This window comes from Micromonospora sp. U21 (assembly GCF_018070045.1).
GTDB lineage: Bacteria > Actinomycetota > Actinomycetes > Mycobacteriales > Micromonosporaceae > Micromonospora.
This window is the reverse complement of record NZ_JAGPYK010000033.1, coordinates 34,694-59,100: the sequence shown is the minus strand read 5'-3', so window position 1 is coordinate 59,100 and position 24,407 is coordinate 34,694. Positions and strand designations below refer to the sequence as shown.

The following is a 24,407-nucleotide window of genomic DNA, read 5'->3' as shown; positions in this document are numbered from 1 at the left end:
CATGCTGGTGTTCGTGGGCATCCGGGCCTTGCCCGGCGACCCGGCCCTGGCGCTGGCCGGTGAGGAGCGCGGCCCGGAGTCACTGGGGCAGATCCGGCTCACGTACGGGCTGGACGACGCGTCCCGGGTACCGCTGGTAGCGACCGGGTGTGGGCAGCAACGGCTCGATGCGCTGCCACAGCCCGTCCGGCTCGATCCACGGCGGCTGCTCACCACGCCTCACTGCCGAACATCGTAGATCGTCCCCTACAAGGGACGGCAAGCCCAGAGATCATTCTGTGAGGAACTCCAAGAGCGTGTTGAGAAGTTGTTGATCAGGTCCGGTGAAGGTTCGGCTGGCTTGCTGTTGGGCCGGTGGCCGAGTACCGGCCGACCGGCATGGATGTCGCACGGGCTTGAACGCCACCACGACCCAAGACAGAAGCGCGCTCATGCTCATCGTCGCAGAACATGCCACGTCGAGCGTGATGGCGAACAATCAGAGACTGCCCGCACCCCTGCAGCCGCTGGATCCACCGTGATGGGGTGGCCGCAGGGCGCGTGTCAGCCCAGTGCTTTGCGCAGCAGCGCCGTCAACTGGTCCTGTTCGTCGGGTGAGAGTCGTCCGACCGCCGTGCGGGCGAAGGTGAAGGCTGTTGCGAACCGGTGGTTGATCTCGTCTCCGCGGGGGGTTCGCGCGACGAGTCGTGCGCGGCGGTCCCGGGGATTCGGTTCGCGGGTCACGAGGCCGAGTGCTTCGAGACGCACGACGATCTGGGTGATGTTGGAGGCATCGCAGCCGAGCTCCTCGGCCAAGCCGCCCATGCCGCGTCGCTCATCGAGTCGCCCGAGCACACATGCCTGTGCCGGGCTGAGCGACAGCTCGGCTGCGGCCGCCTCGTAGGCGCGGTCGTACACGTCGACCAGGTCGAACAAGACGGCCTCGGCCTCGGACGAGGCGGTTACGGGTCCGTTCGGCAGCGCCATGGCGCCAGTCTAGAGGAATTACTTGATTCACTCAAATAACTGTGGTCCAATGATCCTTGATCCACTCAAGTAACAAGGAGGGCCGATGGACAGCAGAGACGAGCGCACAGCGGGCGCGATCGTGGAGCCGCAGATGAACGCGGTCGTCCTGGACCGGTTCGGCGGAGTCGACGAACTCTCGTCGCGCCGGATACCGCTCCCCGACATCGGCGACGACGACGTCCTCATCCGGGTGGAGTTCGCAGGGGTCGGGTCCTGGGACGCGGCCGAGCGGGAGGGGGACTACGACGGCGCTTTCGGCGTCGCGTCGACCTTTCCCTATGTCCTCGGCTGGGACGCGGCGGGCACGGTGGCCGCGCTCGGACGCAACGTCACCCGGTTCGACGTGGGTGAGCGTGTCTACGCTGCGACGATGCCGGTACCGCGTGGCGGCTTCTACGCCGACTACGGCGTCGTTGAGGCGGAGTTCGTGGCGCGCGTGCCCGACCGGCTGCCGGCCGAGCAGGCCGGCGCGATGGCGTGGGACGCCCTGACCGCACTGAGCGGCCTCGATCTGCTTGGCCTGCGGCCGGAGGAGACGCTTATGGTCTTCGGGGCCAGCGGGGGTATCGGGCACATGGCCGTGCAGTTGGCGCGGCACAGCGGCATCCGTGTGCTGGCTGTGGCCTCTGGTGACGACGGTGTCGCCCTGGCCCGGCGCCTCGGCGCCGACGACGCCATCGACGGTCGCAAAGACGATGTGTTGGCTGCGGCATTCGAGTTCGCACCAGGCGGGCTCGATGCGGCTCTGGTCACCGTGGGAGGCGAGACTGCCGAACGGTCTCTTCGCGCGATCAAGAACTCGGGACGGATCGCCTGGCCGAACGGTGTCCTGCCCGTGCCCGTAACGTCGCCGGGCGCGACGGTGTCCTACTACGACGGGGATCGAAGCCGCACCGCCACCGATCGGCTGAACGCGATCATCGAGGCCAGCTCCCTCGAGGTCCACGTCGCCCGGACCTTCCCGTTGCAGCGAGTCAAGGATGCGCATCGCGCCCTCAATGATCACTATGTTGGCAAGCTGGCCCTCAAGGTCGGATAGGACGCAGCAAGCGCGACTGAGCCGCAGGCGCGCCCGTTGGCGTCGCGCGCATCGCGGCATAGTCGGACACTCTGCCGATGGCCTGCGGCGTGTGTCGGCCAGCTCTCGAGGTGGCGATCGCCTGCCTGTGCGATGCATACCTCAGCCGACGGGAAGCCTGCTGGTAACGGATACGTGCCGTGGTGGGGTGCCAAGACCGCCCTGTACTTCGTTCGCATCCCACGAAGCGCACTCCTCAAAACCTGACGACTCGCGTCTGCTTGAACGCCCCGACGGTCGCCCGGCGCCGCCCGTCGCTTCTGTCGGAGGGCGCTGCAGACCTCCGATGGTTTTACCCAACATTGGCTGGGCAATGATCGGGCCGACGACGACCCCTCTGGAGGGATGGCCCTTGTGAAGTCACGGGCTTCTTCAGGGCCATCATCACCGCTCCTTTCATCGGCGCGCTGGCCGGCTGGTCGTACCGGGCATGCAGAACATCCCGATCTGGCTGACCTTGCTCATCGGCGTGGTCACCGCGATCCTGGGCACCCTCGTCGCCGGAGTCCTCGGCGTCGACGACACCTGCGGTATCGACTGGACCGAGCTGAACCTCCAGGTCACCTTCGCCGCCATCGGCGTCGCGATCGCCGCTGGCGCCTACGGCCGTCGGCGCGTCCGCTGACCTTCACACCACCGCGCCGGCTCGTCCGCTGGGGAGGGTCGGCGCGATGGTGTGCGCGTACCGCCAGCCGTGTTCGCACCGTGCGCGAAGGGACGACCAGGGCAACAGGGACAGCCTGTCTCGCATGCCACGTCATGGCCTGTCGCTGAGTACCGTGTCCAGTGGCGGGGTGGCCGAACGCCCGAGCACGTGAGCGGCGAGCAGCGCCAATGTGAGCGCGACCAACGCCCACAATATTGGCATTAGTATCGTCACCGGCGACAGCGCGGCGACCACCAGACTCACTGCCCGCCAGCGACCCACTGGGCGGCGGGCGCGCCGCCATATGAGGTGATCGGCGAGTAGGTAGACAATGATTCCGCACACCAGTGTGGCCTGCCCCATCATCACCGCGGCACCTAAATGCTGCGTCGGATGCGGCAAGGTCGTGCGCAGCCCGAAGGCGACCAGCACGAGGCCGGCGACGAGGAACAGGTGAAGGTACGCGTAGGCATCTCGGGCCAGGGCGCCGCGTTGGCGGCTGGTGGCGAGTTCGGCGAATCGGTGGCCGATGACGACGTCGGTGCCGACGTAGGTCCACCACAACGTGAAGAGCAGTCCGGCACTGAGTGCGACGGCGCCGAGGCTGGCAATCGAGATGGGCGGATCGCCGATGGCCATTCCGGTGGAGATGACCGCTTGGCCGAGCGCGATGAGGATTATCAGGTTGTAGCGACCCATCCATCGACTGACGGAATGCAACCACCAGTTTCGGGATCCGATGAGGTACCCGCCGCCCACGTCAATGAGAATGGCGGCGGCCCAGCACAATGTGGTGAACGGGGTGAGCGGATCACCAGTGGCTTGGGCGGGCACCACCGCGCAGAGCAGCAGGACTATTCCCACCCCGGTCGGTCCGGCCGCCCTGACCACGGGGGCGCGAAGGGTGGCGTCGCGCCGGACCGCCAGCCAGGACGACACCAGATGCAGGAGGCGCACCGCCGCATACGAGGTGACGACGATCAGCGGCCCGGGCAGCCCTGCGGATACATAGCTGAACGCCTGTGGCGTGGCGACGCCCAGCATCAGGATCAGGGCCACCGCGGCGAGGATGACCAGCCGCAGCAGGTTTCCCGCGCTGCGGATCGTCGTGGTGAACCAGGTGTAGTTGACCCAGGACCACCACAGCAGCGCCAGGACAGCTAGTCCCTGGAGCACTCCGCTCATCGAAGGGTGCCGGGTCATCAGTACGGTGACTTGGATGAACGCATACACGAAGACCAGATCCAGGAACAGTTCCTCCGGGGTGGCATCGACCTCCTGACCGACCGTTACCGCGATAGCGCGGTGCAGTTGGCGGTGGCGCCGTCGCAGCAGCGTCACATGGGCGAGCACCACGCAGACCAGGGCGCCGGCGAGGAGCGCGAGGGATCCCGGAGCTGTCAGGTGACGGGCAGGCGCAACCAGCAGTGCGACGAGGACAAGGCCGAGTACTGGACCGCGGCCGACCCGTCGGACGATGCGCCATTCGAACGCCACCAGCCCTAGTAGGTACAGGACCACACCACCGTAAAGAGATGCCAGGTCGGGCACATCCCACCGTTCGAGGTGGCCGACCGGGCCTCCGCTCAGCGCCTTCTTGAGCCCGAACGCGACCAGGATGAGCCCACCGATCATCGGCAGGTGCAAAAGTGAATAGGCGTCGCGGGCGAGGCGGGACCGCGCGTGATGTGAGGTGGACTGCAATGCCTGCTCACCGCTGGGTGCGGCGATGTCGAAGTACGCCCACCACAGGAACGCCACGACGACAAGACCGAGCACCGACCCGCCGAGCACGGACCAGGTGATCGGATGGTTGCCGGTGAGGCCGCGACTCGTGCCGATCGAGATGATCGTCTCGCCTAAGGCGATGAGCATGATCAGGTTGTGTCGCTCGGCCCAGTGTCGCACCGATGTCAGCTGCCAACTACCGGTACCTGGCGCGCGCAGGCCCGCGTAGTCGATGACGATCGCGACCGCGAAGAGCAGAAGTTGAAGAGCTTCCGCGTTCCGGCCCGGTGGTAGGTGGTGCGGCAGCAGGACCGCGCACAGCAGCAGTGGGCCGCTGCCGGCCAGCGGGAGCCACGCGCGCCTGGCTGGAGCGGACGACTTTGCCGAGCCTCGTTGCTCGCGAGAGATGATCAATAAGGACCCGACGCGAGCCGCCAAGAAGCCGACGACGAAAACGAGGGGTCCGGATAGCCCACCCGGCTGGTCAACGAAGACCTCCGGGATGGCGACGGCGGTGAGCAAAATCGCGGTGGCCGCCGCGAATATGGTGACCGGCAGGCTGCCCCGGTCAAGCCTCACCAGGTTTCCCACCCAGGCGTAGCCGATCCAACTGCGCCAGAGCAGCAGCACCACCAACCCTCCCTGAAGCAGCGCGTCCAGAGCTGGGCGTTCCGACATGAGTTGGGTGACGTTGATGAAGGCGTAGACGAATACCAGATCCAGAAAGAGCTCCGGCCGCGTCACCCCGCCATGCGTCGCGGCCTTGATCCGCCCAGCCGACGGGAATGCGCCGCGCGACGCCACTTCCCCATCGCCGCCACCCACCCGACTACTGTGTCAACGATTGACATCAGGGGCACATAAATCGATGAGCCACAGGATGTTCCAGTAGGTCCTGACCGCGCACCCCTTCCGACAAGATAGAGCCGTCAGTCATGCGGCATCGCGTCACCGTCGCCCTTCGCGACACCGTCAGTGCGGCCCGCCTCGCACCCGCAGCTGCCGTCGGCCTCGCCGCTGCCTGCAAGTACGACGCAGTCCCCGCACTGCTCACCGCGCCACGCCTCACAGCCTTCGCGGATCGCGATCCCCTTGGCCGACCCCATGGGTGTCGCTGGCGGCGAACTGCTGATGGAGCAATCAGCGCAGGGTCGCTCAGTAACTCCCCGTGGACCCTGATGGCGACGGCGATGGTTGAGCCGACGCGCACATCTGGCCGAGATGAGTACGCTTGGTGGCCCGCCTGGCGCCTAGCGGTTGATCGCTCCGGCTCACCGGTGAGTAAAGATGTGGCCCATGGGCCATGAGCATCACGTCTTCCACAACCCGCCGCCGGCAACGCCGGCCGAGGTGCGCGCGGCGCTCGACCGCGGCGAGCTTTCCAGCGCTCTGGACGCCATGGTCGGCTCCGCTCTGTATGGCGATGGGAACTGGAAGGAGCTGCAGGAGCTCTATCTTGGGTTACTTGATCACGAGGATCGCCAGGTGAGGTTACTCGCCGCGACTTGTCTGGGACACGTGGCGAGGGTCTATCGCCGACTAGACGAGGACCGGGTGGTTCCGCTGCTACGCCGCATTGGCGCCACTACTGCGCTGGAGGACATTGAGACCTTCCTCCATCCTCGACGTGTACGTTGGCGCGGACGAGTGTGGAAAGTCTTCCGTCCTTGGACGTGGATCTGAACCCGGCAACCGGTTTGCGTCTATCGTGCTTGCCAACATCCTCATCTGCCGCTGACAACGCACGTTCAGCTACGGGCGACTCGTCACTGTGAGTGAACGGAAGTCCCGTTGACCGACACGGCAAGCCGTCGGAACCGACGGCGGCGTCGATCCAATACAACATCGAGATCGGCAAGATCACGCTGACCCCGGAAGTCAGTAGCAAAGCCAGCGGTCAAACGGTCAACCGCAAACCCTAACTACAAGACGCCCTCAATGCCTGCAGCGGTCCAGGTGGTCAACCATTCGGCGGCCTGGTCGGGGTCGGTGGTCTGTGGGGACAGGGTGAGTTGGGCGGGTGCGTCGACGAAAGGCTGTGTGAGCAGGGCGCGTCGCTCGTGCAGGGGCCGGTTCAGTAGTGGTCGCCTGGGTGGGGCGCTGAGCAGGTCGAAGACGACGTAGTGCGCGGGGTGGCGTTGGGCGATGTCGGGGAGCTGGCCGCCGGCGGTGACTCGTCGCTGCAGGTGGGCGAAGTTGGTTCGCTCGCCTTCCCACACCACCAGCTCGCCGTCGAGGACGGCACCCGGCTCGACGGTTTCGGCGAGGGCTCGGGTGATGTCGGGAAAGTAGGTGGTGACGTCCCGGCCGGCTCGGGACTGCAGGTATACGCCGTAGGGCCGGCGGAAGGCCAGTGCCCGCCAGCCGTCCTACTTCGGCTCGTAGGCCAGGTCCGATGCCTCAGGGACAGCGTCGACGGCCTTCGCCAGCATCGGCGTGAGCGGCGGACGCAGCCCTTCGGTGGTGGCGCCGGCACGCCGGCGGGCTGGGGTCACCGCAGGACCTAACCACGACATCGAACCCGAATTTCGCTCACCTCCTCTCCCATGGTTGAGGGACGCGCAGGGATGGCGCTGGAAGATGCCGAACGCTCGATGGCGGTAGCAGAACGAGAAGCAGGACGAGGTCCTCCGGATGCGCCCAGCTCGTGCCCGCACGCCAGCGAAACGCTTCGAAGCTTCGTGGATGCTTCCTCACCCCTTCACAAACACGCCCTTCGATGGCCATGATCGTCAGAGACGGTTGCCGTCCACCCAGTGCCGAGGAGGCCCCCATGCGGGTAACCCAAGTCTCAGCCCGTTTCCCAGGCGTCACGCGCTACGCCGCCGCAGTCGTCCTCGCCGCGCTCGCGGGCGCCGGACTGGTCGGCGTCAGTGCGCAGCCGGCGTCGGCCACGCCTCCCGGGATTCCGTCGAAGGCGACGGCGCAGTCGCAGCTCAACGCCCTGACCGTGGCGACGCAGGGTTCGACGAGCGGTTACTCGCGTGACCTGTTCCCGCACTGGATCACGATCAGCGGTAGCTGCAACACCCGCGAGCAGGTCCTTAAGCGTGACGGCACCTCGGTCGTCGTCAATAGCTCCTGCGCGGCGACCTCGGGCCGCTGGTACAGCCCGTACGACGGGGCGACCTGGACGGCGGCCTCCGACGTCGACATCGACCACGTCGTCCCTCTCGCGGAGGCGTGGCGCTCCGGCGCCAACTCCTGGACGACCAGCCGCCGGCAGAGCTTCGCCAACGACCTCACCCGCCCCCAGTTGATCGCGGTGACGGACAACGTCAACCAGTCAAAGGGCGACCAGGACCCGTCGACCTGGCAGCCGTCCCTGTCGTCGTACCGGTGCACCTACAGCAAGATGTGGATCACCGTGAAGTACAACTGGAGCCTCAAGCTGCAGTCCTCGGAAAAGTCAGCCCTGCAGAGCATGCTCAACACCTGCAGCTCCTGACAGCCCCTCGACCGGCGGGGCGTCCTCCGCGGGACGCCCCGCCGGCCGGACTACGCCTGCTGTGGTGAAGATGGTGCGCTGTCGCCGGCCTGCTTGCGCCACTGGCCGCCCGCGTCGGCGGCCAGGAGGCGCTTGACTATCGCCAGGGCGTCCGCCTCGGTGTCGAACTCCCAGCGCAGCACCCGGCCGTTCTCGCTGTCGCCGGCGCGGGCGACGACCTGCCACCGGACCTCACGGGTCAGCCACACATCCCGGCGGCCCAAGCGCCCCCAGTGGGGTCGGGCCGAAGCGCGGTGCCGGACTTTCGTCTGGTCCGATTCTTCGGCCCGCACTCCGAACCGGACGTGCAACTCTCGCTGCATCCGGCTCTCCACGGACTCACGTCGGCTGGGTCAGACGACGCGTCGCAGGCGTCCAGGGGTTGGGGATCACGCTGCGGCGTCGGTACCGAAAGACGGTGACCGAGGCCGGGTTGAACAGGGTGAGCTGTCCGTCGGTGATCGTCCATCCGCCGGCCATGAAGCGCCGTCGGAGGTGCTTCCACGTCAGGCCCGGGTGTCGTTTGCGGATCCAGATCGCTGTTCGGCGGCAGTTGAAGGCACCGAGGTAGCTCAAGGTCCGCTTCGACACGCCGTGCTTGAAGTAGTTGCTCCACCCGCGTAGTACGCCGTTGACGCGTTCCAGCAGGGCGGTCAGGTCGGCTTGTGCTGAGCTGTGGGTGAGCGCGCGGACCTTGTCCTTGATCGCGGTGACCGCTTTCTGGACGGGTACGTGTACACGCATCGCCTACCCGTGCCTCGTTTCCGGTGCCGCTGGATGCGGAACCCGAGGAAGTCGAAGCCCTCGTCGATGTGGACCACCATGGTCTTCGGCGGAGACAGGCGCAGGCCCATTCCGGCGAGGACCACGGCCACCTCGTCGCGTAGCTGTTCGGCGTCACGCCGGTCACCGTGCACGAGGATGACGAAGTCGTCTGCGTAGCGCACGAGCCGCCAGTTCGGCTGGCCGCGCCGGCGGCGTTTCGCTCGCAGAACTCCCGTCGACATCACCGTCTGCCACGCGTGCTGGGCGAAGTCGTCCAGCACGGACAGGGCAATGTTGGCCAACAGCGGAGACAGGATGCCCCCTTGCGGAGTGCCGGTCTGCGTTTCCTCGCGGGACCCGGCCTCGGTGAGGACGCCGGCCTTGAGGAACGCTTTCACCAGGCTCAGGACGCGCTTGTCCCCGACCCGGCGACGCACCCGCGCCATCAGCGCCGCGTGGTCGATCGAGTCGAAGCACGCCTCGATGTCCGCCTCCAAGATCCATTCATATGACTTGGATGTCAGAAGATGAATGTCGGCGATCGCGTCCTGAGCGCGTCGGCGTGGCCGGAAACCGAACGAGCACGGACGGAAGTCCGCCTCGAAGATCGGCTCCAGCACCAGCTTCAGCGACGCCTGCACGACCCGGTCCGCGACGGTCGGGATCCCCAACCGGCGCTTCTTGAGACTGCCCGGCTTCGGGCTCAGCCGCTCCCGCACCGGGAGCGGCCGGAACTGTCCCGACCGCACCGCCTCCCGGATCATGCCCATGAAGGGTTCCGCACCGACCGTCCGGGCGTAGCTTGCCCCGGTCGGGTACGTCGATGTCATTTGGAAAACGGTTCAGTCGGCGGGAACGCTTAGGGCAATCGCAGGTCAGCGACCCAATCCGATCACGGTGGCCGCGATGATGAGGGTTCGCCTCATTCGGTGATCATTCAACGCGCGTACCTTCCGCAGGCCGCTCTCGTAGGCGGGGTCAGTACGCCAATGTCAGCGACAGCCCCGGAGGTTCTCCGGGGCTGTCGTCTGTTGCTAGCCCGGCGTCCGTGACCTCGACCTTGCTAGCCAGGTCACGCATTTCGGCCGGGCGGCCGGTCAGAGGGTGACGACGGCGTCCTCGGCGAGGGTGAACAGGCCGGCGTCGAACGTGATCGTCTTCAGCTTGGTGCCCTTCGGCACGTCGAAGTAGACGTTTGCGGTCACCGAGTTGCCCGGGTTGATCTCGTCGAGAAAGCCCTGCCCGTCGCTGTTGCCGTAGATCCCGGCCTCCCCGTCGGCCTCGTACTTCCGGCCGCTGGCGTCCTGTGCGGTGAGAGTCCCGTCGGCGTGGAAAGTGTGCGCGCTCTTGGTGACGTTCTTGACGGTCACGCTGACCTTGCAGAAGGCGCCCTGCGCCTTCGTGTTCAGGAACTGGGTGCCGACCTGGGAGATCCCACACTTCACGCTCTTGACGGTGAACTCGAAGTCACCGCCGCGCACCTTGTCGCCGATGCCGAATGTCTTCGGCTTCGCCGGCGCCGGGGCTGCGGTGGTCTTCGCCGGCGCTGGAGCGGCAGCGGTCGTGGCGGGGGTGGTCGTGGCGGGCGCCGTGGTCGTCGCGTCCGCAGGCTTGGCCACCGCCGGAGGCTCGCTCGCCGACACGCTCGCCGGCTTCGAGTCGCCGAACATGGCGGAGACGGAGCCGATGCCACAGCACAGCGCCACCATGGCGCCGACGCCGATGAGGGTCGGGACCAGCCAGGCGGGGCGCTTGCGGGCGGCGGGCGCCGGCGCGACGTTGTGCCAGCCGCCGGGCGGCGGCGAGGTCTGGCCGGGCTGCGCAGGGAACTGGCCGGCGGGCGGAGGGTACTGCCCGGCGGGTACCTGCGGGAACTGCGCGGTCGGCGGCATCGGCTGCTGGTTGGCTGGCGGCTGATTTTGGGCAGGGTCGTAGGGGGTCGTCATTGGTGTGAAGGTCTCCCAGGCTTGGTGTCGCGCTGCCGTGTACTGAGCGCAATAGCGCCAACAGTCGCACAGTAGTTGCACAGTGCACTCATCCGGCTGTCCTGACGCAGACGCCGGTTAGCTGGGGAAACACCTAGATCAGATTGCCGCCGTTAGCCGTTGAGTCACCCGCCTTGCTCACGCCCCGGCCGCAGTATCCCAGAGCAGGTCGGCGTCCTCGCCGAACAGCAGCGGCACGTCGTACACCGACAGGTCCAGCCGCGGTCGCACGTACCACACCCGGTGGCGCCAACGCCGATGCTCGAAAGCGGTGTCCACTTCGATCTCACCCACCACCGCCGGCTCTACCTGCACGTAGCGCAGCGGCTCGGGTCGGTCCAGCTGCCCGCTCCAACTCGCCGGCAGCCGCTGCGGCCAGGGGTGCGCGACGACGCCCCGGCTCGGCAACCAGGGCGGGGACAGCAGCGGCGCGAGCTCCCGGCGTTGGACCATCGCCAACGGGTGCGTCCTTCCCGTGTAGCGCGTGTCCCCGCCGATCGAACCGGCCGAGGAGCAGCTGCTCGGATTGGCGAGGCTGCCAGTGGCCCTACCGCCCGTCTGGAACCTTGTGACGGGAAGATCTGCGGCGCCGAGACGGCGCGATGGCTTACGTCAAAGCGCTGCACCGCAACGGACTGGTTGGCTCGATGGGCCGGGTCGGCGCCCGCGGGGGCAACGCCGCGATGGAGTCATTCTTCGCACTGCTGCAACGCAACGTCCTGGACCGGCAACGCTGGCACACCCGCCACGAGCTACGCCTGGCCATCGTGACCCGGATCGAAGGCACCTACCACCGCCGCCGGCGCCAACGACGCCTCGACCGACTCACCCCGATCGAGTTTGAGACAATGAGCCATTTTCATCGTGGCGGTGCAGGTCACGAGTAGGACGAGGTTCGATGTGGACACGAGGCGAGGCTCCCGGTAAGACAGCAGTCGACCAAGATCTGTGAGGGTTGTTGTCAAGGGGTGGCTTGGATGGTTCGCCAGATTTGGCGTGCTATGTAGCGTTTGAGGACGCGGATGATCTCGCGCGGTGTGCGACCTTCGGCTGTGCGGCGAGTGATGTAGTCCTTGGTCGGCTGGTGGTAGCGCTGGCGGGACTTGGCGATGGTGTGGATGGCGGAGTTGAGTGTCCGGTCACCGCCGCGGTTCAGGCGGTGGCGGACGGTGCGGCCTGAGCTGGCGGGGACGGGGCTGACCCCGGCGAGGGCAGCGAATGCGGCTTCGCTGCGAACGCGGCCGTGGTGCGACCAGGAGATCAGAGCGACGGCGGCCGTGACGGGACCGATGCCGGGCTGGTCGAGCAGTGCCGGACACATGGCGGTGACCAGGTCGCGGATCTGGCGCAGGTTCGCGGCCAGCAGCCGATCGAGGTCGCGGATTTGTGTGGCCAGGGCGATCAGCTGTTCACGACGCAGGCGTGCGAGTACGTCCGTGTCGTCGGCGGCGGTGAGGCAGGCAGCGTGGCGGACCTGCTGGTCGGTGTTGCGGCTGCGGAACTGCTCGCGCAACTCGTCGTCGGCGGTGAGGATCAGCGACTTGAACAGGTTGACCGTGGCGGTGCGGGTGTCGGTGTAGTGGCGGCGGCAGGCGTGCAGGATTCGCAGGGCCTCGCGGTCGCCGTCGGCGCGGGGCGTAGCGGTGTGGTCGGCGGCCAGGACGGCTCGGGCGGCGTGGACCGCGTCCAGGGAGTCGGACTTGCCGCCGCGCCGCCGAACCGTCGCCGTGGGTTTGGGCGCCTCGAAGACGGTCTCGCCGGCGGTGCGTAGCGCGCGCAGCAGTCCGACTCCGTGCGAGCGTGCGCTGTCGAGAGCCCAGGCGCGCTGGCCGGAGCCGAGTCCGTCGGTGTGCTCACGGGCCCAGGCCAGCAGGTCGGCGACGCCGTCGGCTGTGGCCGTGACGGTGAGCTCGGACAGAACCGATCCGACCGGCGAGACCACCGCCGCGGTGTGAGTGTCGGTGTGGGTATCCACGCCGACGATCGCGTCAACGCGATCTGCGAGTCGTTCTGCCAGGACGGACGACACAAGATCTCCTCTGCATGGGACGACATTCGGACGGCGTCGGCCCGGGAGGCGGTCACCCGGCGGCACATCTGTGATGAGTCACGCGACAACGCGGACAGGCTTCTGATCAGGCCAGCAAGGTGGGCCGGGCCGGGCCGGCGACCCACGAGGACAAGTCCGATGAACGGCACACCACTGGCGGCCAGATCTTGGTTGAGTCACTCGTCGATCACCGGCGCCGGACCCTACCGGTACCAATCCCTCCCGGAACCGGCACATCTATAGAAGCGTCCGATGCCCCAACCGGTAGCCTCGCTGTGCTGTCATACCCTGCCGCGATTCCACTGTCCACCCGCAGCCTGAACCACCTGGCCGACCTCATCCGGGCCTACCGCACCCAGCGGCGATCCCGATGGCGACGACTCGATCCCGGCCGGCAAGCCCTACTCGCCCTGACGCATCTGCGCAACGGCGACACCCTGACCCACCTGGCCTGCGGATTCGAGAAAGGCGTGACCACCGCCTGGCGATACATCCGCGAAGCCATCGACCTGCTCGCCGCCACCGCAGACGACCTCGACACCGCGATGAACAAAATCCGCCTGCCGACCTATGCCATCCTCGACGGCACCCTCATCCCGATCGACCGGGTCGCCGACCAGAAGCCCTACTACTGCGGCAAACACCACCGCCATGGCGTGAACGTGCAGGTCATCGCTGACCCGGCAGGCCGGCTGGTCTGGGCCTCGGCAGCGCTGCCCGGCTCCGTCCACGACCTGACCGCGGCCCGCACCCACACCATCATCAACGCGCTGACCAGCGCAAACGTGATGACGTTCGCTGACAAGGCATACCAAGGCGCCCGAGGCACGATCCGAACCCCGTTCAAGCGCCACCGCTACCGGCCGAAACTCTCCCGCTGGCAGAAGAAGGTCAACCGCGCCCACGCCCGGATCCGCTCCATCGGCGAGCGCGCCAACGCCACCCTCAAAACCTGGAAAATCCTGACCAAGCTGCGCTGCTGCCCACACCGCGCCACCGCGATCGTGCAGGCCATCCTCGTGTTACACCACGTCGAGAACACGATCTACCGAATGACCTGTTGGTTGAGTGTCATGCGGAGGGCCCGTGCCGAGGCGGAGTCTAGACGGGGACTTCGGCGTTGAGGACGATGGTGAGTTCCTCGGGCAGGTGCAGGAACTCGGCGTGGCTGGCGGCGTTGTGGGCGAGTGCGATGAATAGTCGTTTACGCCAGATGGCCATTCCCGGGCTACGGGTGCAGCGCAGTGTGATCCGCGAGACGAAGTAGGAGACCTGGTCGCAGTCGATTCCTTCGGCGAGGGGGTGGGTGGCGCTGCGGCGCAGGACCTCGGGGAAGTCGGTGGGGTCCTGGAAGCCGAAGACGGCGGTGATGTGGATGATGGCGTCGTCTGGGTCGCCGAGATCGTCGATGGTGAGGCGCTGATCCCACGGGATGTGGGGGACGTTCGCGGTGTTACCGGTGACGATGACGATCTTCTCGTGGCGTACGTGGTTGTGCGCGACGTTCGCCCGCAGTGCCAGGGGTGTGGTTTCCTTGTTCGGGTGGGGGAACACGGCGGTGCCCGGCACCCGTGGAGTGTTGGCGGCGTGTAGGCCGTCGATGAAGTCGCGCAGGGGGCCTTCGCGCTCGATGCGCCGGGCGGTGACCAGTTTGGCTCCGCGCCGCCAGGTCAGCAGGAGCGTGAACAGGACGATCGCGATGAGCAGCGTCAGCCAACCGCCGTGGGTGACCTTGGCGAGGTTCGCGGTGAAAAAGGTCAGCTCGAGGCTGCCGAAGACGACCCCGAACAGCACCAGCCGCCGCGCGCTCCAGTGCCACTGGACCCGGGCGACGACGAGGAACAGGGTCGTGGTGATCAGGAACGTGCCGGTGACCGCTACCCCGTACGCGGCGGCGAGGTTCGTGGATGAGCCGAACGCGAACACCACCAGCACGACTGCCGCGAACAGGGCCCAGTTCACCCCGGGCGCGTAGATTTGCCCGTACTGGTGAGGGGAGGTTTGCCGGATGCGCAGGCGCGGCAGGAAGCCCAGCCGCATGGCCTGCCGGGACACCGAGAACGCCCCGGAGATCACCGACTGGGACGCGATGACGGTGGCCACGGTGGCCACGACGACCATAGGCAGCTGCGCCCAGTCCGGTAGCAGCAGGAAGAACGGGTTCTCCCGGCTAGCGGGTGAGCGGAGGATCAACGCTCCCTGTCCGAGGTAGTTCAGCGTCAACGCGGGAAACACGATCGCGAACCAGGCCCGGCGGATCGGGGCGTGACCGAAGTGTCCCAGGTCGGCGTAGAGCGCTTCGGCGCCGGTGATCGCCAGCACCACGGCGCCCATGGCGATGAAGGCGACGACGGGGTGGTCCACGAAGAACAGGACCGCGTAGCTGGGGGAAAGCCCGGCCAGCACACCCGGATTACGGATCACCTCAGCCGCGCCGGCGACGGCCAGACTCGCGAACCAGAGCAGCATGATCGGCCCGAACACCGCCCCGACCCGTCCGGCGCCCCAACGCTGGATGGCGAACAGCAGGGTGAGGATCACCGCGGACACCGGGAGCACCACCACCGCCCACGCCGGGGAGATCACCTCGAGCCCTTCCACCGCCGACAGCACCGAGATCGCCGGAGTGATCACACTGTCGCCGTAGAACAGCGCAGCACCCAGAGCCCCCAGCGCGAGCACCGTAGCGGCGCGCCTCTCGCTGCCCTTGACCAGCACTCTGCCGGCAAGCGCGGCCAAGGCCATCACCCCGCCCTCGCCCTCGTTGTCGGCCCGCAGGATGAAGATCACGTACTTGACCGACACGACCAGGATGATCGACCAGAACACCAGCGAGATCACGCCGAACACGTCCGGCGCGGTGGGTACGAGACCACGGTCGAGGGTGAACACCGTCTTCAATGCGTACAGCGGGCTGGTCCCGATATCGCCGTACACCACGCCCAGGGCGCCCAGCGTCAGCCCGAGCCCGGCCGTCCGACGACCTGCGGACGCGGTCCGGGACGCCGGCTCGCCACTCTTCGCCGGCCCCTGGCTCAGGCTGGGCTGTTCGTCGTCCGATAGCTCCGCCACCCCACAGGCATACCAACCAGTACGCGACTGCCCGGGTCGTATGTCGGAATCGGTGGCGACGGGCACGACCTGCCGCACCAGCAGGGACAGCACCACCGTCAAGCTCTCCGCTGCGGCGTCGGCGGCGTGACAAACACGAGGTTCCCGTACCCGGACGGGGGACTCCAGCCGGAGCCAGCGGCAGCCGGCGTTGCGCGGTTGCGCTCGGTTGTCTGATCGACGTCAGGGCGAACGCCACGGCCTGTACGGGCAACGCGGTCAGGGCGACGCGACGGTGTCGGCGTCCGGCCGCCCACGCGCAGTGGCGGCCGGACGGCCGCAGGTTCAGCCGCTGATCGGTGCGGTGAGAGCGGCGCGGAACGCCTTTCGTCCGAGCCAAGAATCACAGTGCATCGACGCGGTGTAGGTGTCGGCGGTGGTGACGATGCCGGCCTGGCGAGGAGGTCTTGCACGGTCTTGAGGCCGGCGCCGGTTTCGTAGGCGAGGAATGCCGCGCCGTGGCGGAGGTCGTGAAGCCAGATCAGTAAGTAGCGGATGAGCGGGTGGTGGGTCGACCATGACGCCGTCCAAGATTCGTGCGGAGGACCTGGCCTGGCTGCCGGGCTCGACCTTGACGCAACGTCAACCCTGCATGCTTGCGCCATGTCCAAAGATCCTCACCAGACGACCGGGCGGGTTCCCGGGCCGGTAATCCAGGTCCAGGGCCTGGAGAAGTCATACAAACAGCTGCATGTGCTGCGCGGCCGGTCGCGACGGCCCTTGGCGATTGGCCTCGGCGCCGCGGCCGATTCCCGGCGCGTACACCACCAGCCGAGGGGTGGCTCGCCCACCTGCTTGCCGGCCAGCAGCGGGTCAGCATGGTTGCCCGGGTCGCTGTGCTCCGGCTGGGATGCGCGACCCTGCCCTCCTCCCACTGATGCCACCGGCCGGCAGTTGACGGTAAGACGCGTGGCGGTCAACGCCGGCACCTACAAGACGTTGATGGGGTGGGCCGCCCGCTGGCCGCAGCGGCGGTCTGCCGTGGAAGGCGCCGCCGGTCTTGGCCGCGGCATCGCCCAGCTGCTCGTCGGTGGCGGCGAAGACGTCGTCGACGTGCCGGCCACGCTCGCCGCTCGCGCCCGGCTGCTGGACATCGGCGGTGCCTGCAAGAGCGGTCCCGCCGACGCCGCCAGCGTCGCGCACGCCGCGATGCGCCACAAGCGGTTGCGCGCGGTGGTCGCCGAGGACCACACCACACACCTGCGGCTCCTGGCCGGACGCCGTGACGACCTGGCCGGTGAACGCATTCGCGTCCTCAACCGCCTGCACGTCCTGGTCCGCGACCTGATTCCCGGCGGCGCGCCGCCGAATCCTCCACTTAAGGACGCCCGGCCGACCGCTCGGTCAGCTCCTCGGATGGAGCCGGCGCCACACCCATCCAGCCAGTTCACTGGATAACGGCTCGCGTTCGCAGCCGGCTCGATACTCTCGGCTTCGGGATCCACACGGACATCCGGAGCCACTCGATCGGCGAGATCGCCGGTGACGCGGGCGATCGACGTCCCGGCGCGCAGCCGGCTCTCGCCACGACTGGCGCCGGGGACCTCTCAGGCCGATAGGAGCGCCATGCCCGGGAAGTTACGATCGCCTGTCCTGCACCTCGTCGTTTGCCACGCCGAGCGCGCTGTCGAGCTCGGACCGTTCATCACGGCCTGCCAGGAGTTGAGGTCGGGGGTCCACCTCATCGCCACCCCGGACGCGGTCGACTCGATCGACCGGGACGGGCTCGCCGATCTCACCCACCATCCGGTACGCGAGGACGACCAGCCGGAGACGCTCCATCCCCTGCCGCCGGCCGACGCCTTCGCCGTCGTGCCTGCCAGCTTCGACCTGGTGAACAAGTGGGCGTACGGCCTCAACGACAACCTGGGCCTGCGGCTGCTCAACGAGGCGATCGCCGTCGGCCTGCCGGTCGTCGCCGTGCCGGCCCCGGATCCGGCGCTCGCCCGGCTTCCTGGAGAGCCTGGAGCGGCTGCGGCACTGGGGCGTGACGGTGACCTGGCCCGCCGAGCCCTCCGAGGTCGCCGACCCGGTTCCGTGGCACGCCGCCGTACAGGTGATCTCCGCCTGGACGCGGTTCGCCCGGGTCCCCGGACAGCCCACCGGAGAGCGACAGCGCACCGCCGACAACTTGGCGCGGCAGTCCGGCTAGCGCCTCATCATGCAGCCTTGAACGGGTAGTCCGGGTGGCGGATCTTGGAGTTGATGGCGAATCCGGATTTCGGTTGGGCGCGGTAGTTGCGCCAACGGATGTACGCGCCGATGGCGGTGTCCTGCTCGGCGTGGGTGCGGTGGTCGGTGCCGTTGAGCGGGAAGTATCGGACGGCGGCGAACTCGGGCCACGACACCCAGCGCGGCGACCATGAAGAGCGGTTGCCCCGGCAGGTAGATGGGCTCTTCGGGACCGATCTGCGGCGCCTCGTTCGGCACCTCCTGCATGACGTACTGACCAAGATTGCCATCCCAGAGCAGCGTCTCCAGGTGAACCTGACCCCCGCCACCGACGGTCAATCCCCAACCAGTCCAGGTCACCGCCACACGCCACTCCTTGGCCTCACCCTTCAGCTCCGCGAACGGCAGGGCGAACAGGAGAGCGACAGCAGCGAACGCCAGGGGACTCAAATTCGTTCGGATCCAGTCCATGGCCGCCTCCTCGACTGATCGACAACGGCAGGATGGGGCACGCGCACCACCCCCCGATCGCGCTCAGATCTCGATTGCCTTCGCACCCGTTCTCGCGCTCGGTTGGGCCGGATCTGTACCCGATGATCTTTAGATAACAATCCTGGCCCCTTGCGCCCGAACCGGGTGCGGACCGACCAGCGCACCTCCGACCCCTCGCGCCAGTTCACAAGTCGCGCGCCGGCAAGAAACTGACCCCGTACCTCCCGGACATCACCCGGGCGATCCGCCAGACCCTCCCGCAGAGGGTGATCCCCGACGGGAAGCTAATCGTGTGGGAGCGGGGGCGGACCAGCTTCGCCCGGCTGCAGCGCCGGATCACCGCCGGCCCGGAGCCTGCTGATCAGAAGTTCCGGGTGCGCGCGGGCGACCGAGGCGATCATCGGCGGCCATCGGTTGCTGGATAGGGCTGCCAATAGGACACCTTCTGTCCCGATCCTGTGGACCGAGTTGTGGGCCCCAAGCTCGATCTTGCAGAAAGTCTTGCGACAAGTGATCTTGACGATCCCTTAACGCGACAGCGCCCCGGTCAGCACGGCGTCGGCCGACTGGAGGCGGATCTGGCTGACCTCGGCGACCGCCAGTCGGAGTTGGTATCCGTAAGTTCCGGTGCGGTTGGTGACCTGGCAGGTGCCGATCGGGTGCATGGCGCCGGCACGGTTGACGGCGAAGGCTGCGTAGGGGCCGTCGGCGGGCGCGGCGGTGATGGTGACCAGCACCCAGGACGGATTCCCCTGGTAGAGGAAGACGGTGCCCGCTGGTCGTGCGTCGGCAGTGGTCAGGGTGGTTGCCTTGAGGTAGCGACCGTTGGCGACAGCGAGGGTCTGCCGGTACTGGCCGGCTAGGCGCCGGTCCTCTGCGGTACGTGACTGGACGAACAGCGCCCCGCCGCCGCCGCCGACCAGCAGGGATACCGCGATCGCCAGGGCCGCCACGACCCGCCGCCGGGCCACGAAACGCCGGCGGGGTGGCGGCGCGGGAGCCGCGTCCAGCCGGGCGAGGACGCTGCTCTCGAACTGCGGCGGGGGATCGACGGAGGGCGCGAGCAGCAGGACGGCATCGGCGGTCGTGGTCAGGTGGTGAAGTTCTCGGCGGCAGTCCTGGCAGCGCGCCACGTGGGCCAGGGCCCAGGCCCGATCATCCCCGGCGGCCGCACCGGTGGCGAGCTCCGGGAGCACGCCGCGCACGTCGGGGCACTGTGGCAGCTCACTCATCACGTACCTCGAAATGATCGCGCAGCCGGGACAGGCCCAGCCTGATCCTGGTCTTGACGGTGCCCAGCGGTAGGCCCTGCCGCCCGGCGATCTCCTTGGCGGTGAGTCCGTGGAAGATCGCCAGGACGACGGCCGTGGCCTGTTCGGGCGGCAGCTCGAGCAGGGCGACGCGGATGCGGTCGGCGTCGGCGACCTCGTCGGTCGGTGCGGTGGTGGCGGTTTCGGCGGCGGTGAGCAGCGCCACCATCACCTCCGGCTCGTAGGGGCGATCGCGGCGCAGCCGTATCGCGTCGATTGCCGCGTTGCGGGTGATGGACAGCAGCCACGGCAGCACGGCGCCACGGCGGGGATCGTAGCCGCCGGCGTACCGCCACGCCCGCACGAACGCCTCCTGGGCGACGTCCTCGGCCGTGGCCGTGACCCCGACGATACTCACCGCCAGGCCGTATACCCGGGCCTGGAAGCGGCGCACGAAGCTCGCCGTGGACTGCGGGTCCCCGGCCGCCATCCCAGCGACCAGAGCCTCGTCACTGACACCCACATTCAGTACTACGCACGACACGTCGTTGCGGGATCTCTCCTGGGCGAGAAATCCCTCCCCAGGCCGACGCAGGTAGTACTGGTATGAGACTCAAGATTGCGATAGGCGTGGCGATGCTGGCCACACTGGCCGCCTGCACCGGACCGAACGGCGCGACCGGGGGCGACAGCGGCGAGTTGTCGGTCCTCGTCGTCGAGCCCGTCAGCGGCGCTACCGTGTCCACCCCGTTCACCGTCAAGGTCGACAGCAGCGTGCCGCTCGGCCCGAGCGAGTCTGGCCAGCACCACGTCCACATCTGGTTCGACGACAACGAATCCGACTACCTCATCGTCGAGTCGAGCACCACCCGGATCAGCGACGCGCCCTCGGGCCAGCACACGATGCACGTGTCGCTGCGCAACGCCAACCACTCCCCGGCCGGGGCCGAGGCCACCACGCCGATCACCGTCGGGGGTGGCGGCGGGCCGGCGCCCTCGCCCAGCGCGGGCGGCGATGGTGGGTCGCCCACGTACTCCGGCACCGACCCGTACAGCTACTGACGCCATGGCCCGGGCTCCAGGCACCGTTCGGCGTTACTCCCGCGCCACGCGGTCGTTCCACGCACTCACCTATCTCACCGTGCTGGTCCTGCTGGGTACTGGCTGGTGGCTGGTCGCCGGGCGGGAGGGGCAACCCAGCGTTGCCGCCCGGCTGACCGGGGTCGCCGACACCAGCCTGCACTTGGATGCCGGCTGGGCGCTGACGGCACTGGCCGCCAGCGCGGTGACGCTCGGGGTACGGGCAACCCGCGCCTTCCTCCGGGAGTCGCTGCGCTACGACCACGGCGATCTGAGGTGGTTCGCCCGCTGGCCGGGCGCACTCATGACCGGCCGGTTCGCCCGGCACGAGGGCCACTTCGACCCGGGACAACGGGTCGCGAACCTGCTGATGGTCGGGCTGTTCGTGGCCCTGATCGGCAGCGGCCTCGGGTTGGTTCTGGTCACCGGTGGCCCCTGGTTCGTCTGGCTGCAGCGGGTGCACCGCTTTGCCACGTACCTCATCACGCCGGTCCTCATCGGACACATCGTCATCGCTGCCGGCCTCCCGCCCGGCTACCGTGGCGTGGCCCGAGCCATGCACCTCGGTGGCGGCCTGCCGCTACAGGTCGCCCAGCGGCTCTGGCCGGGCTGGCTCGATCGGCAACGCGGAGCCCACCATGACGGCTGAGCCGCCGTGCCCGTTCACGACCTCGGTCGCCTCGCTGCTTATCGGCGCCCTCGGCCCGCTCGAACGGCAGGAACTCGAAACCCACCTGCGGCAGTGCCCGATGTGCCTGGAGGAACTCATTTTCCTCGCGCCGCTGCCTGGACTGCTGCACCGAGCAACGCCGCCTGAGTTGTGCCCCCGATGGGACCCGTGATCGACGGGATGGGGTCTGTTGCGTTGCCCGTGTCGAGGGATCGAGGCAGGCTTGACGGGTGCTGCGGTCGAGTCGTCATCGTCCCTGGTCGCCGCCGAAGTCGGCGTTCACCGGGTTCCGGTTCCCCGCAGAGGTGATCGTCGTCGCGGTCCGCTGGTACCTGCGCTACAACCTCTTCTACCGGGACGTGGAGGAGGTCCTGGCTGAGCGCGGTGTCGAGATTGACCACGTCACCGTGTTCCGGTGGGTGCAACGGTTCACCCCGCTGTTGGCCGACGCCGCCCGGTTCGCTCGCCACGCCCCGGGTGATCGGTGGAACGGCGCCGTCCGAAGGTCGCGACGTACCAGGGTCAGCAGGGAGGGCATCGCCACGCTCGGTGTTGCCCTGCGCCGACTTGCCTGAACCGTTGACGCGGCTTCCCGGTTAGCTCGGGTAGCCCGTCCCCCGCGGCGGGGACTGCCAGCGCGTCGCGTCCGACTGCCAGGGCTCGTTCGTGGAATGGCTGCGCGGCGAATCGGTCCAGCGTGGACCGCCGGCCATCGCCGGCTCCGGTTCGTCGGACGTACCCGGCTTCGTCGGATCCTCACCCTGCTTCGTCGAGCCGAGCCCGTCCGCGCCGAGCGGGCGGTCCCGTTCCGATACCGGCGGAATGATCGTGTCCGGGACAACGATCGTCGCCGCATCGGCGTCCGACTGCGGCCAGCGCCGCCACCGCTGGACACTGGCGACCCCGACCAGGAGCAGCGAGCCCAGCAGCAGCGTCGTCCCGGTCCGTACGGGGGTGAGCAAGTCAATCTGGTAACCCGCCACGCTCAGCTTATGACCGAGTAGGTCCAGCAGCCGTGCCGGGCTGAACAACAGGCCTGCGTAGCTGACCATGTACGCAAGTCCCGTCAGCACCGAGCCGATCGGGGAGATCCGGACGGTGGCGATGAGCCCGAGGAGAAGGCCAGCAGCCGCCAGTACCAGCAACGGCTTCAGCAGAGCGTTAGGGTCGAGCGCATCACCATTGTCCTGCGCATCCGCGAACACCCTCATGGACCGACCTTGTCCAGCGGCGAGCAGGACCCAGGCCAGCGGACCCACGATGAGCGCGGCGATTACGGTCTTGATGTGTCGCATTCGGGCACGGTACCGAGCTTCCCTCGTTGATCGACAACTCGATAAGGAAAACTTAAACTTGCCGTCAGGCAACGTCGTCCGGCTAGCTGACGGTGTCGAAGGTGGGCTGTCAGCGTGCGTGGCGCTCGGTGAGTTCCGCGCCGATCCGGGCGAGTTCCCGGCGACTGCTGGCGGGTAGCCGCTGGGCGTGCGCGACGAGTGCCACCACGATCCCCTCCACGCCCAGGGTCCGCGGCCGGGTTACCAGCGCGTCCAGGAATTCGCCGAGTGCCGCGCGGTGTCGACTGGTGGTCACGGCTGACCTATCCGGCGGTTGCGCGGTGGTAACGGGCGGGATCGAAGCCCGCGCCGAGCGTCTCAACAGCGTCGTCGCGGTCTGGGCTGGCCGGGTCGGCCAGAGCGGCGAGCAGGTGTTGATACCAGGCAGCGCCGCCGACCTCCTCGGGCGGGCAGGCCCCACCGCCGTCGAGGATGATGAACACGTTGTCGGCGCCACCGGGCCGGATGTCGTCGACGGTGACGCGGTGCGTCCACTCGTCGGCGACGTCGTAGACGTAGGTGAATCGGGCGCCGCGGTCGGTGGCGATGGAGACCAGCCGTTCGCCGTCGGCGGGGATCTCGCCGGAGTCGGAAGACCAGCCGTGCCACCAAAGATTGTCAGCTGTATCGACCGTACAGCCGCTCCAGCAGCTTGAGCAGCGCGGAGTGGCCGTCGTCCGCGTCGCCTTGGGCCTTGAGCGATGCCATCAGCTGCGCGACCAGGGCTGGCCGAGCATCGATGGGCTATCACATGGCGGGGTTCGACGTAGTTGGCGTCGACATCCGTCCGCAAGCTCGCCACCCCTTCACATTCGTTCAGGGGATGCGCTCAACTTCGCGCTCGGCGGGTTCGACGCCGTCCATGCCTCACCGCCTTGTCATGATCACAGCGCTCTCGCCTGGCGGATCGGAAGGGACGGCTCGGGCTGGATGCTCGAAGCGACGCTCCGCGGCCTTGCTGGATCCGGTCTGCCGTGGGTCGTCGAGAACGTCGAGGCCACTCGGCGGATGTCAGGGTCTCTAATTCTGTGCGGGACCGAGTTCGGCTTACGCGCCGGCGGCCGGTGGTTGAGGCGGTAACCATGGCAGCTGCAGCTTGGACCATGGACCTGCCGGCGGACAGCGGGGGTTCCGGTCTTGCCGGCTAGCGGCCGTCCGGGATGGCGAGGCGTTTGTGCTCCGGCCACGCGCGGGGTGCCTTGCTGTTGAGCGGCCAGGTATCGATCTTGGCCCTGCCTCTCGATCAGGCTCCTGCTTCTCTTCAGTCCGCTTCGCGAAGCGGCCCGCGACGCGACTTGGCGCGCGAGCCCGTAGCGGGCGCGCGTCGAGGTCGGCCAGGAAACAGCGAGCCGAGGCGGGGGTGAAGACGCGTTCGACGTCCCGCGGGTAGTGCAGCTTCCTTGGTGGGGCGCAGGTGGGTAACGCAGCGCCGCTCCAGTGTCCTGACCGGACGGTGCGGTCCGCTCGGGTCGACGCCAGCCACTCTTCGCGGGCCCGGCGCGCTGCGGCCTGCGACGGGTAACCACCCCGGCGCACCCGTTCCGACCGGCC

At 68.0% G+C, this 24,407-nt stretch carries 25 protein-coding genes and 5 pseudogenes; 13 read left to right on the top strand and 17 right to left on the bottom strand.

Annotated elements, in window-relative coordinates:
* Position 1: 1 nt before the first annotated feature.
* A complete protein-coding gene (locus KBX63_RS29325; RefSeq protein WP_210916820.1) occupies positions 2 to 238 on the top strand; it encodes a hypothetical protein in 237 nt (78 codons plus the stop codon).
* A gap of 305 nt (positions 239 to 543) precedes the next feature.
* Here the strand turns inward: KBX63_RS29325 and KBX63_RS29320 are convergent, their stop codons facing one another.
* Entirely contained in the window at positions 544 to 966 is a 423-nt protein-coding gene (locus KBX63_RS29320; RefSeq protein WP_210916817.1) for a MarR family winged helix-turn-helix transcriptional regulator, read from the bottom strand.
* Positions 967 to 1,051: 85 nt separating this feature from the next.
* Between KBX63_RS29320 and KBX63_RS29315 the strand changes: the two genes are divergently transcribed.
* Both KBX63_RS29315 and KBX63_RS29310 read left to right on the top strand, forming a co-directional pair.
* Positions 1,052 to 2,047, top strand: a complete 996-nt coding sequence (locus KBX63_RS29315) for an NADP-dependent oxidoreductase (RefSeq protein ID WP_210916815.1) — start codon at positions 1,052 to 1,054, stop codon at positions 2,045 to 2,047.
* 419 nt (positions 2,048 to 2,466) lie between these two features.
* Positions 2,467 to 2,711 (top strand): annotated as a pseudogene (locus tag KBX63_RS29310) (GlsB/YeaQ/YmgE family stress response membrane protein).
* Positions 2,712 to 2,843: 132 nt separating this feature from the next.
* Here KBX63_RS29310 and KBX63_RS36550 read toward each other — a convergent pair.
* Positions 2,844 to 5,285, bottom strand: coding sequence for a low temperature requirement protein A (locus KBX63_RS36550; RefSeq protein WP_210916814.1), 2,442 nt, complete (start codon positions 5,283 to 5,285; stop codon positions 2,844 to 2,846).
* 471 nt (positions 5,286 to 5,756) lie between these two features.
* On the opposite strand from KBX63_RS36550, the gene KBX63_RS29300 reads away from it, so the two are divergent.
* Entirely contained in the window at positions 5,757 to 6,143 is a 387-nt protein-coding gene (locus tag KBX63_RS29300; protein ID WP_210916813.1) for a hypothetical protein, read from the top strand.
* 239 nt (positions 6,144 to 6,382) lie between these two features.
* Here the strand turns inward: KBX63_RS29300 and KBX63_RS29295 are convergent.
* A pseudogene (locus tag KBX63_RS29295) lies at positions 6,383 to 6,817 on the bottom strand (ATP-dependent DNA ligase); the annotation flags it as partial.
* A 12-nt stretch (positions 6,818 to 6,829) separates the two neighbouring features.
* Entirely contained in the window at positions 6,830 to 6,955 is a 126-nt protein-coding gene (locus tag KBX63_RS36110) for a hypothetical protein (RefSeq protein WP_256443193.1), read from the bottom strand.
* A 278-nt stretch (positions 6,956 to 7,233) separates the two neighbouring features.
* On the opposite strand from KBX63_RS36110, the gene KBX63_RS29290 reads away from it, so the two are divergent.
* A complete protein-coding gene (locus KBX63_RS29290) occupies positions 7,234 to 7,908 on the top strand; it encodes an HNH endonuclease family protein (RefSeq protein WP_210916812.1) in 675 nt (224 codons plus the stop codon).
* A 50-nt stretch (positions 7,909 to 7,958) separates the two neighbouring features.
* Here the strand turns inward: KBX63_RS29290 and KBX63_RS29285 are convergent, their stop codons facing one another.
* The 5 genes from KBX63_RS29285 to KBX63_RS29265 form a co-directional block, all read right to left on the bottom strand.
* A complete protein-coding gene (locus tag KBX63_RS29285; RefSeq protein WP_247663590.1) occupies positions 7,959 to 8,270 on the bottom strand; it encodes a hypothetical protein in 312 nt (103 codons plus the stop codon).
* Between the two features lie 16 nt (positions 8,271 to 8,286).
* Positions 8,287 to 8,691, bottom strand: coding sequence for a group II intron maturase-specific domain-containing protein (locus KBX63_RS36905; protein WP_210916811.1), 405 nt, complete (start codon positions 8,689 to 8,691; stop codon positions 8,287 to 8,289).
* Complete coding sequence (locus KBX63_RS29275) at positions 8,601 to 9,542, bottom strand: reverse transcriptase domain-containing protein (protein ID WP_210916810.1); 942 nt, start codon at positions 9,540 to 9,542, stop codon at positions 8,601 to 8,603. Before KBX63_RS29275 ends, KBX63_RS36905 begins: the two co-directional genes overlap by 91 nt.
* 267 nt (positions 9,543 to 9,809) lie before the next feature.
* Positions 9,810 to 10,658: a DUF4352 domain-containing protein gene (locus KBX63_RS29270; protein ID WP_210916808.1), complete on the bottom strand. Its 849-nt coding sequence runs from the start codon at positions 10,656 to 10,658 to the stop codon at positions 9,810 to 9,812.
* Positions 10,659 to 10,835: 177 nt separating this feature from the next.
* Positions 10,836 to 11,156, bottom strand: a complete 321-nt coding sequence (locus KBX63_RS29265; RefSeq protein WP_210916806.1) for a hypothetical protein — start codon at positions 11,154 to 11,156, stop codon at positions 10,836 to 10,838.
* Between the two features lie 149 nt (positions 11,157 to 11,305).
* Here KBX63_RS29265 and KBX63_RS29260 point away from each other — a divergent pair.
* Positions 11,306 to 11,584, top strand: a pseudogene (locus KBX63_RS29260) (IS3 family transposase); the annotation flags it as partial.
* 74 nt (positions 11,585 to 11,658) lie between these two features.
* Here the strand turns inward: KBX63_RS29260 and KBX63_RS29255 are convergent.
* Complete coding sequence (locus KBX63_RS29255; RefSeq protein ID WP_307871881.1) at positions 11,659 to 12,672, bottom strand: IS110 family transposase; 1,014 nt, start codon at positions 12,670 to 12,672, stop codon at positions 11,659 to 11,661.
* Between the two features lie 350 nt (positions 12,673 to 13,022).
* On the opposite strand from KBX63_RS29255, the pseudogene KBX63_RS29250 reads away from it, so the two are divergent.
* Positions 13,023 to 13,790: pseudogene (locus KBX63_RS29250) on the top strand (transposase family protein); the annotation flags it as partial.
* A 58-nt stretch (positions 13,791 to 13,848) separates the two neighbouring features.
* On the opposite strand, the gene KBX63_RS29245 reads toward KBX63_RS29250, so the two are convergent.
* Positions 13,849 to 15,819 (bottom strand): KUP/HAK/KT family potassium transporter, encoded by a 1,971-nt coding sequence (locus KBX63_RS29245; RefSeq protein WP_307871880.1) that lies wholly within the window; start codon positions 15,817 to 15,819, stop codon positions 13,849 to 13,851.
* Between the two features lie 534 nt (positions 15,820 to 16,353).
* Between KBX63_RS29245 and KBX63_RS35645 the strand changes: the two genes are divergently transcribed.
* A complete protein-coding gene (locus KBX63_RS35645; protein WP_307871879.1) occupies positions 16,354 to 17,256 on the top strand; it encodes a transposase in 903 nt (300 codons plus the stop codon).
* Between the two features lie 168 nt (positions 17,257 to 17,424).
* Complete coding sequence (locus tag KBX63_RS29235) at positions 17,425 to 18,039, top strand: flavoprotein (RefSeq protein WP_210916803.1); 615 nt, start codon at positions 17,425 to 17,427, stop codon at positions 18,037 to 18,039.
* Here KBX63_RS29235 and KBX63_RS29230 read toward each other — a convergent pair.
* The 3 genes from KBX63_RS29230 to KBX63_RS29220 all read right to left on the bottom strand — a co-directional run bounded on the left by KBX63_RS29230 (position 18,018) and on the right by KBX63_RS29220 (position 20,262).
* Complete coding sequence (locus KBX63_RS29230; protein ID WP_210916802.1) at positions 18,018 to 18,206, bottom strand: hypothetical protein; 189 nt, start codon at positions 18,204 to 18,206, stop codon at positions 18,018 to 18,020. The two genes, KBX63_RS29235 and KBX63_RS29230, sit on opposite strands and share 22 nt — an antisense overlap.
* A gap of 843 nt (positions 18,207 to 19,049) precedes the next feature.
* A complete protein-coding gene (locus KBX63_RS29225) occupies positions 19,050 to 19,754 on the bottom strand; it encodes a hypothetical protein (protein ID WP_210916801.1) in 705 nt (234 codons plus the stop codon).
* Positions 19,747 to 20,262, bottom strand: coding sequence for an RNA polymerase sigma factor (locus KBX63_RS29220; RefSeq protein WP_210916799.1), 516 nt, complete (start codon positions 20,260 to 20,262; stop codon positions 19,747 to 19,749). Before KBX63_RS29220 ends, KBX63_RS29225 begins: the two co-directional genes overlap by 8 nt.
* Before the next feature lie 116 nt (positions 20,263 to 20,378).
* Here KBX63_RS29220 and KBX63_RS29215 point away from each other — a divergent pair, with 116 nt between their 5' ends.
* From KBX63_RS29215 to KBX63_RS36900, 4 genes and pseudogenes are all read left to right on the top strand, one after another.
* Entirely contained in the window at positions 20,379 to 20,834 is a 456-nt protein-coding gene (locus KBX63_RS29215; protein WP_210916798.1) for a hypothetical protein, read from the top strand.
* 4 nt (positions 20,835 to 20,838) lie between these two features.
* Positions 20,839 to 21,501: a cytochrome b/b6 domain-containing protein gene (locus KBX63_RS29210; RefSeq protein ID WP_210916797.1), complete on the top strand. Its 663-nt coding sequence runs from the start codon at positions 20,839 to 20,841 to the stop codon at positions 21,499 to 21,501.
* A complete protein-coding gene (locus KBX63_RS29205) occupies positions 21,491 to 21,694 on the top strand; it encodes a hypothetical protein (RefSeq protein WP_210916796.1) in 204 nt (67 codons plus the stop codon). Before KBX63_RS29210 ends, KBX63_RS29205 begins: the two co-directional genes overlap by 11 nt.
* A 61-nt stretch (positions 21,695 to 21,755) precedes the next feature.
* Positions 21,756 to 22,010: pseudogene (locus KBX63_RS36900) on the top strand (IS6 family transposase); the annotation flags it as partial.
* 108 nt (positions 22,011 to 22,118) lie between these two features.
* Here KBX63_RS36900 and KBX63_RS29195 read toward each other — a convergent pair.
* The 3 genes from KBX63_RS29195 to KBX63_RS29185 all read right to left on the bottom strand — a co-directional run bounded on the left by KBX63_RS29195 (position 22,119) and on the right by KBX63_RS29185 (position 23,434).
* Entirely contained in the window at positions 22,119 to 22,817 is a 699-nt protein-coding gene (locus KBX63_RS29195) for a hypothetical protein (RefSeq protein ID WP_210916795.1), read from the bottom strand.
* Positions 22,818 to 22,926: 109 nt separating this feature from the next.
* Entirely contained in the window at positions 22,927 to 23,112 is a 186-nt protein-coding gene (locus KBX63_RS29190; protein ID WP_210916793.1) for a hypothetical protein, read from the bottom strand.
* A 7-nt stretch (positions 23,113 to 23,119) separates the two neighbouring features.
* On the bottom strand, positions 23,120 to 23,434 hold the full coding sequence (locus tag KBX63_RS29185; protein ID WP_210916844.1) for a plasmid pRiA4b ORF-3 family protein: 315 nt from the start codon (positions 23,432 to 23,434) through the stop codon (positions 23,120 to 23,122).
* Positions 23,435 to 24,407 lie beyond the last annotated feature (973 nt).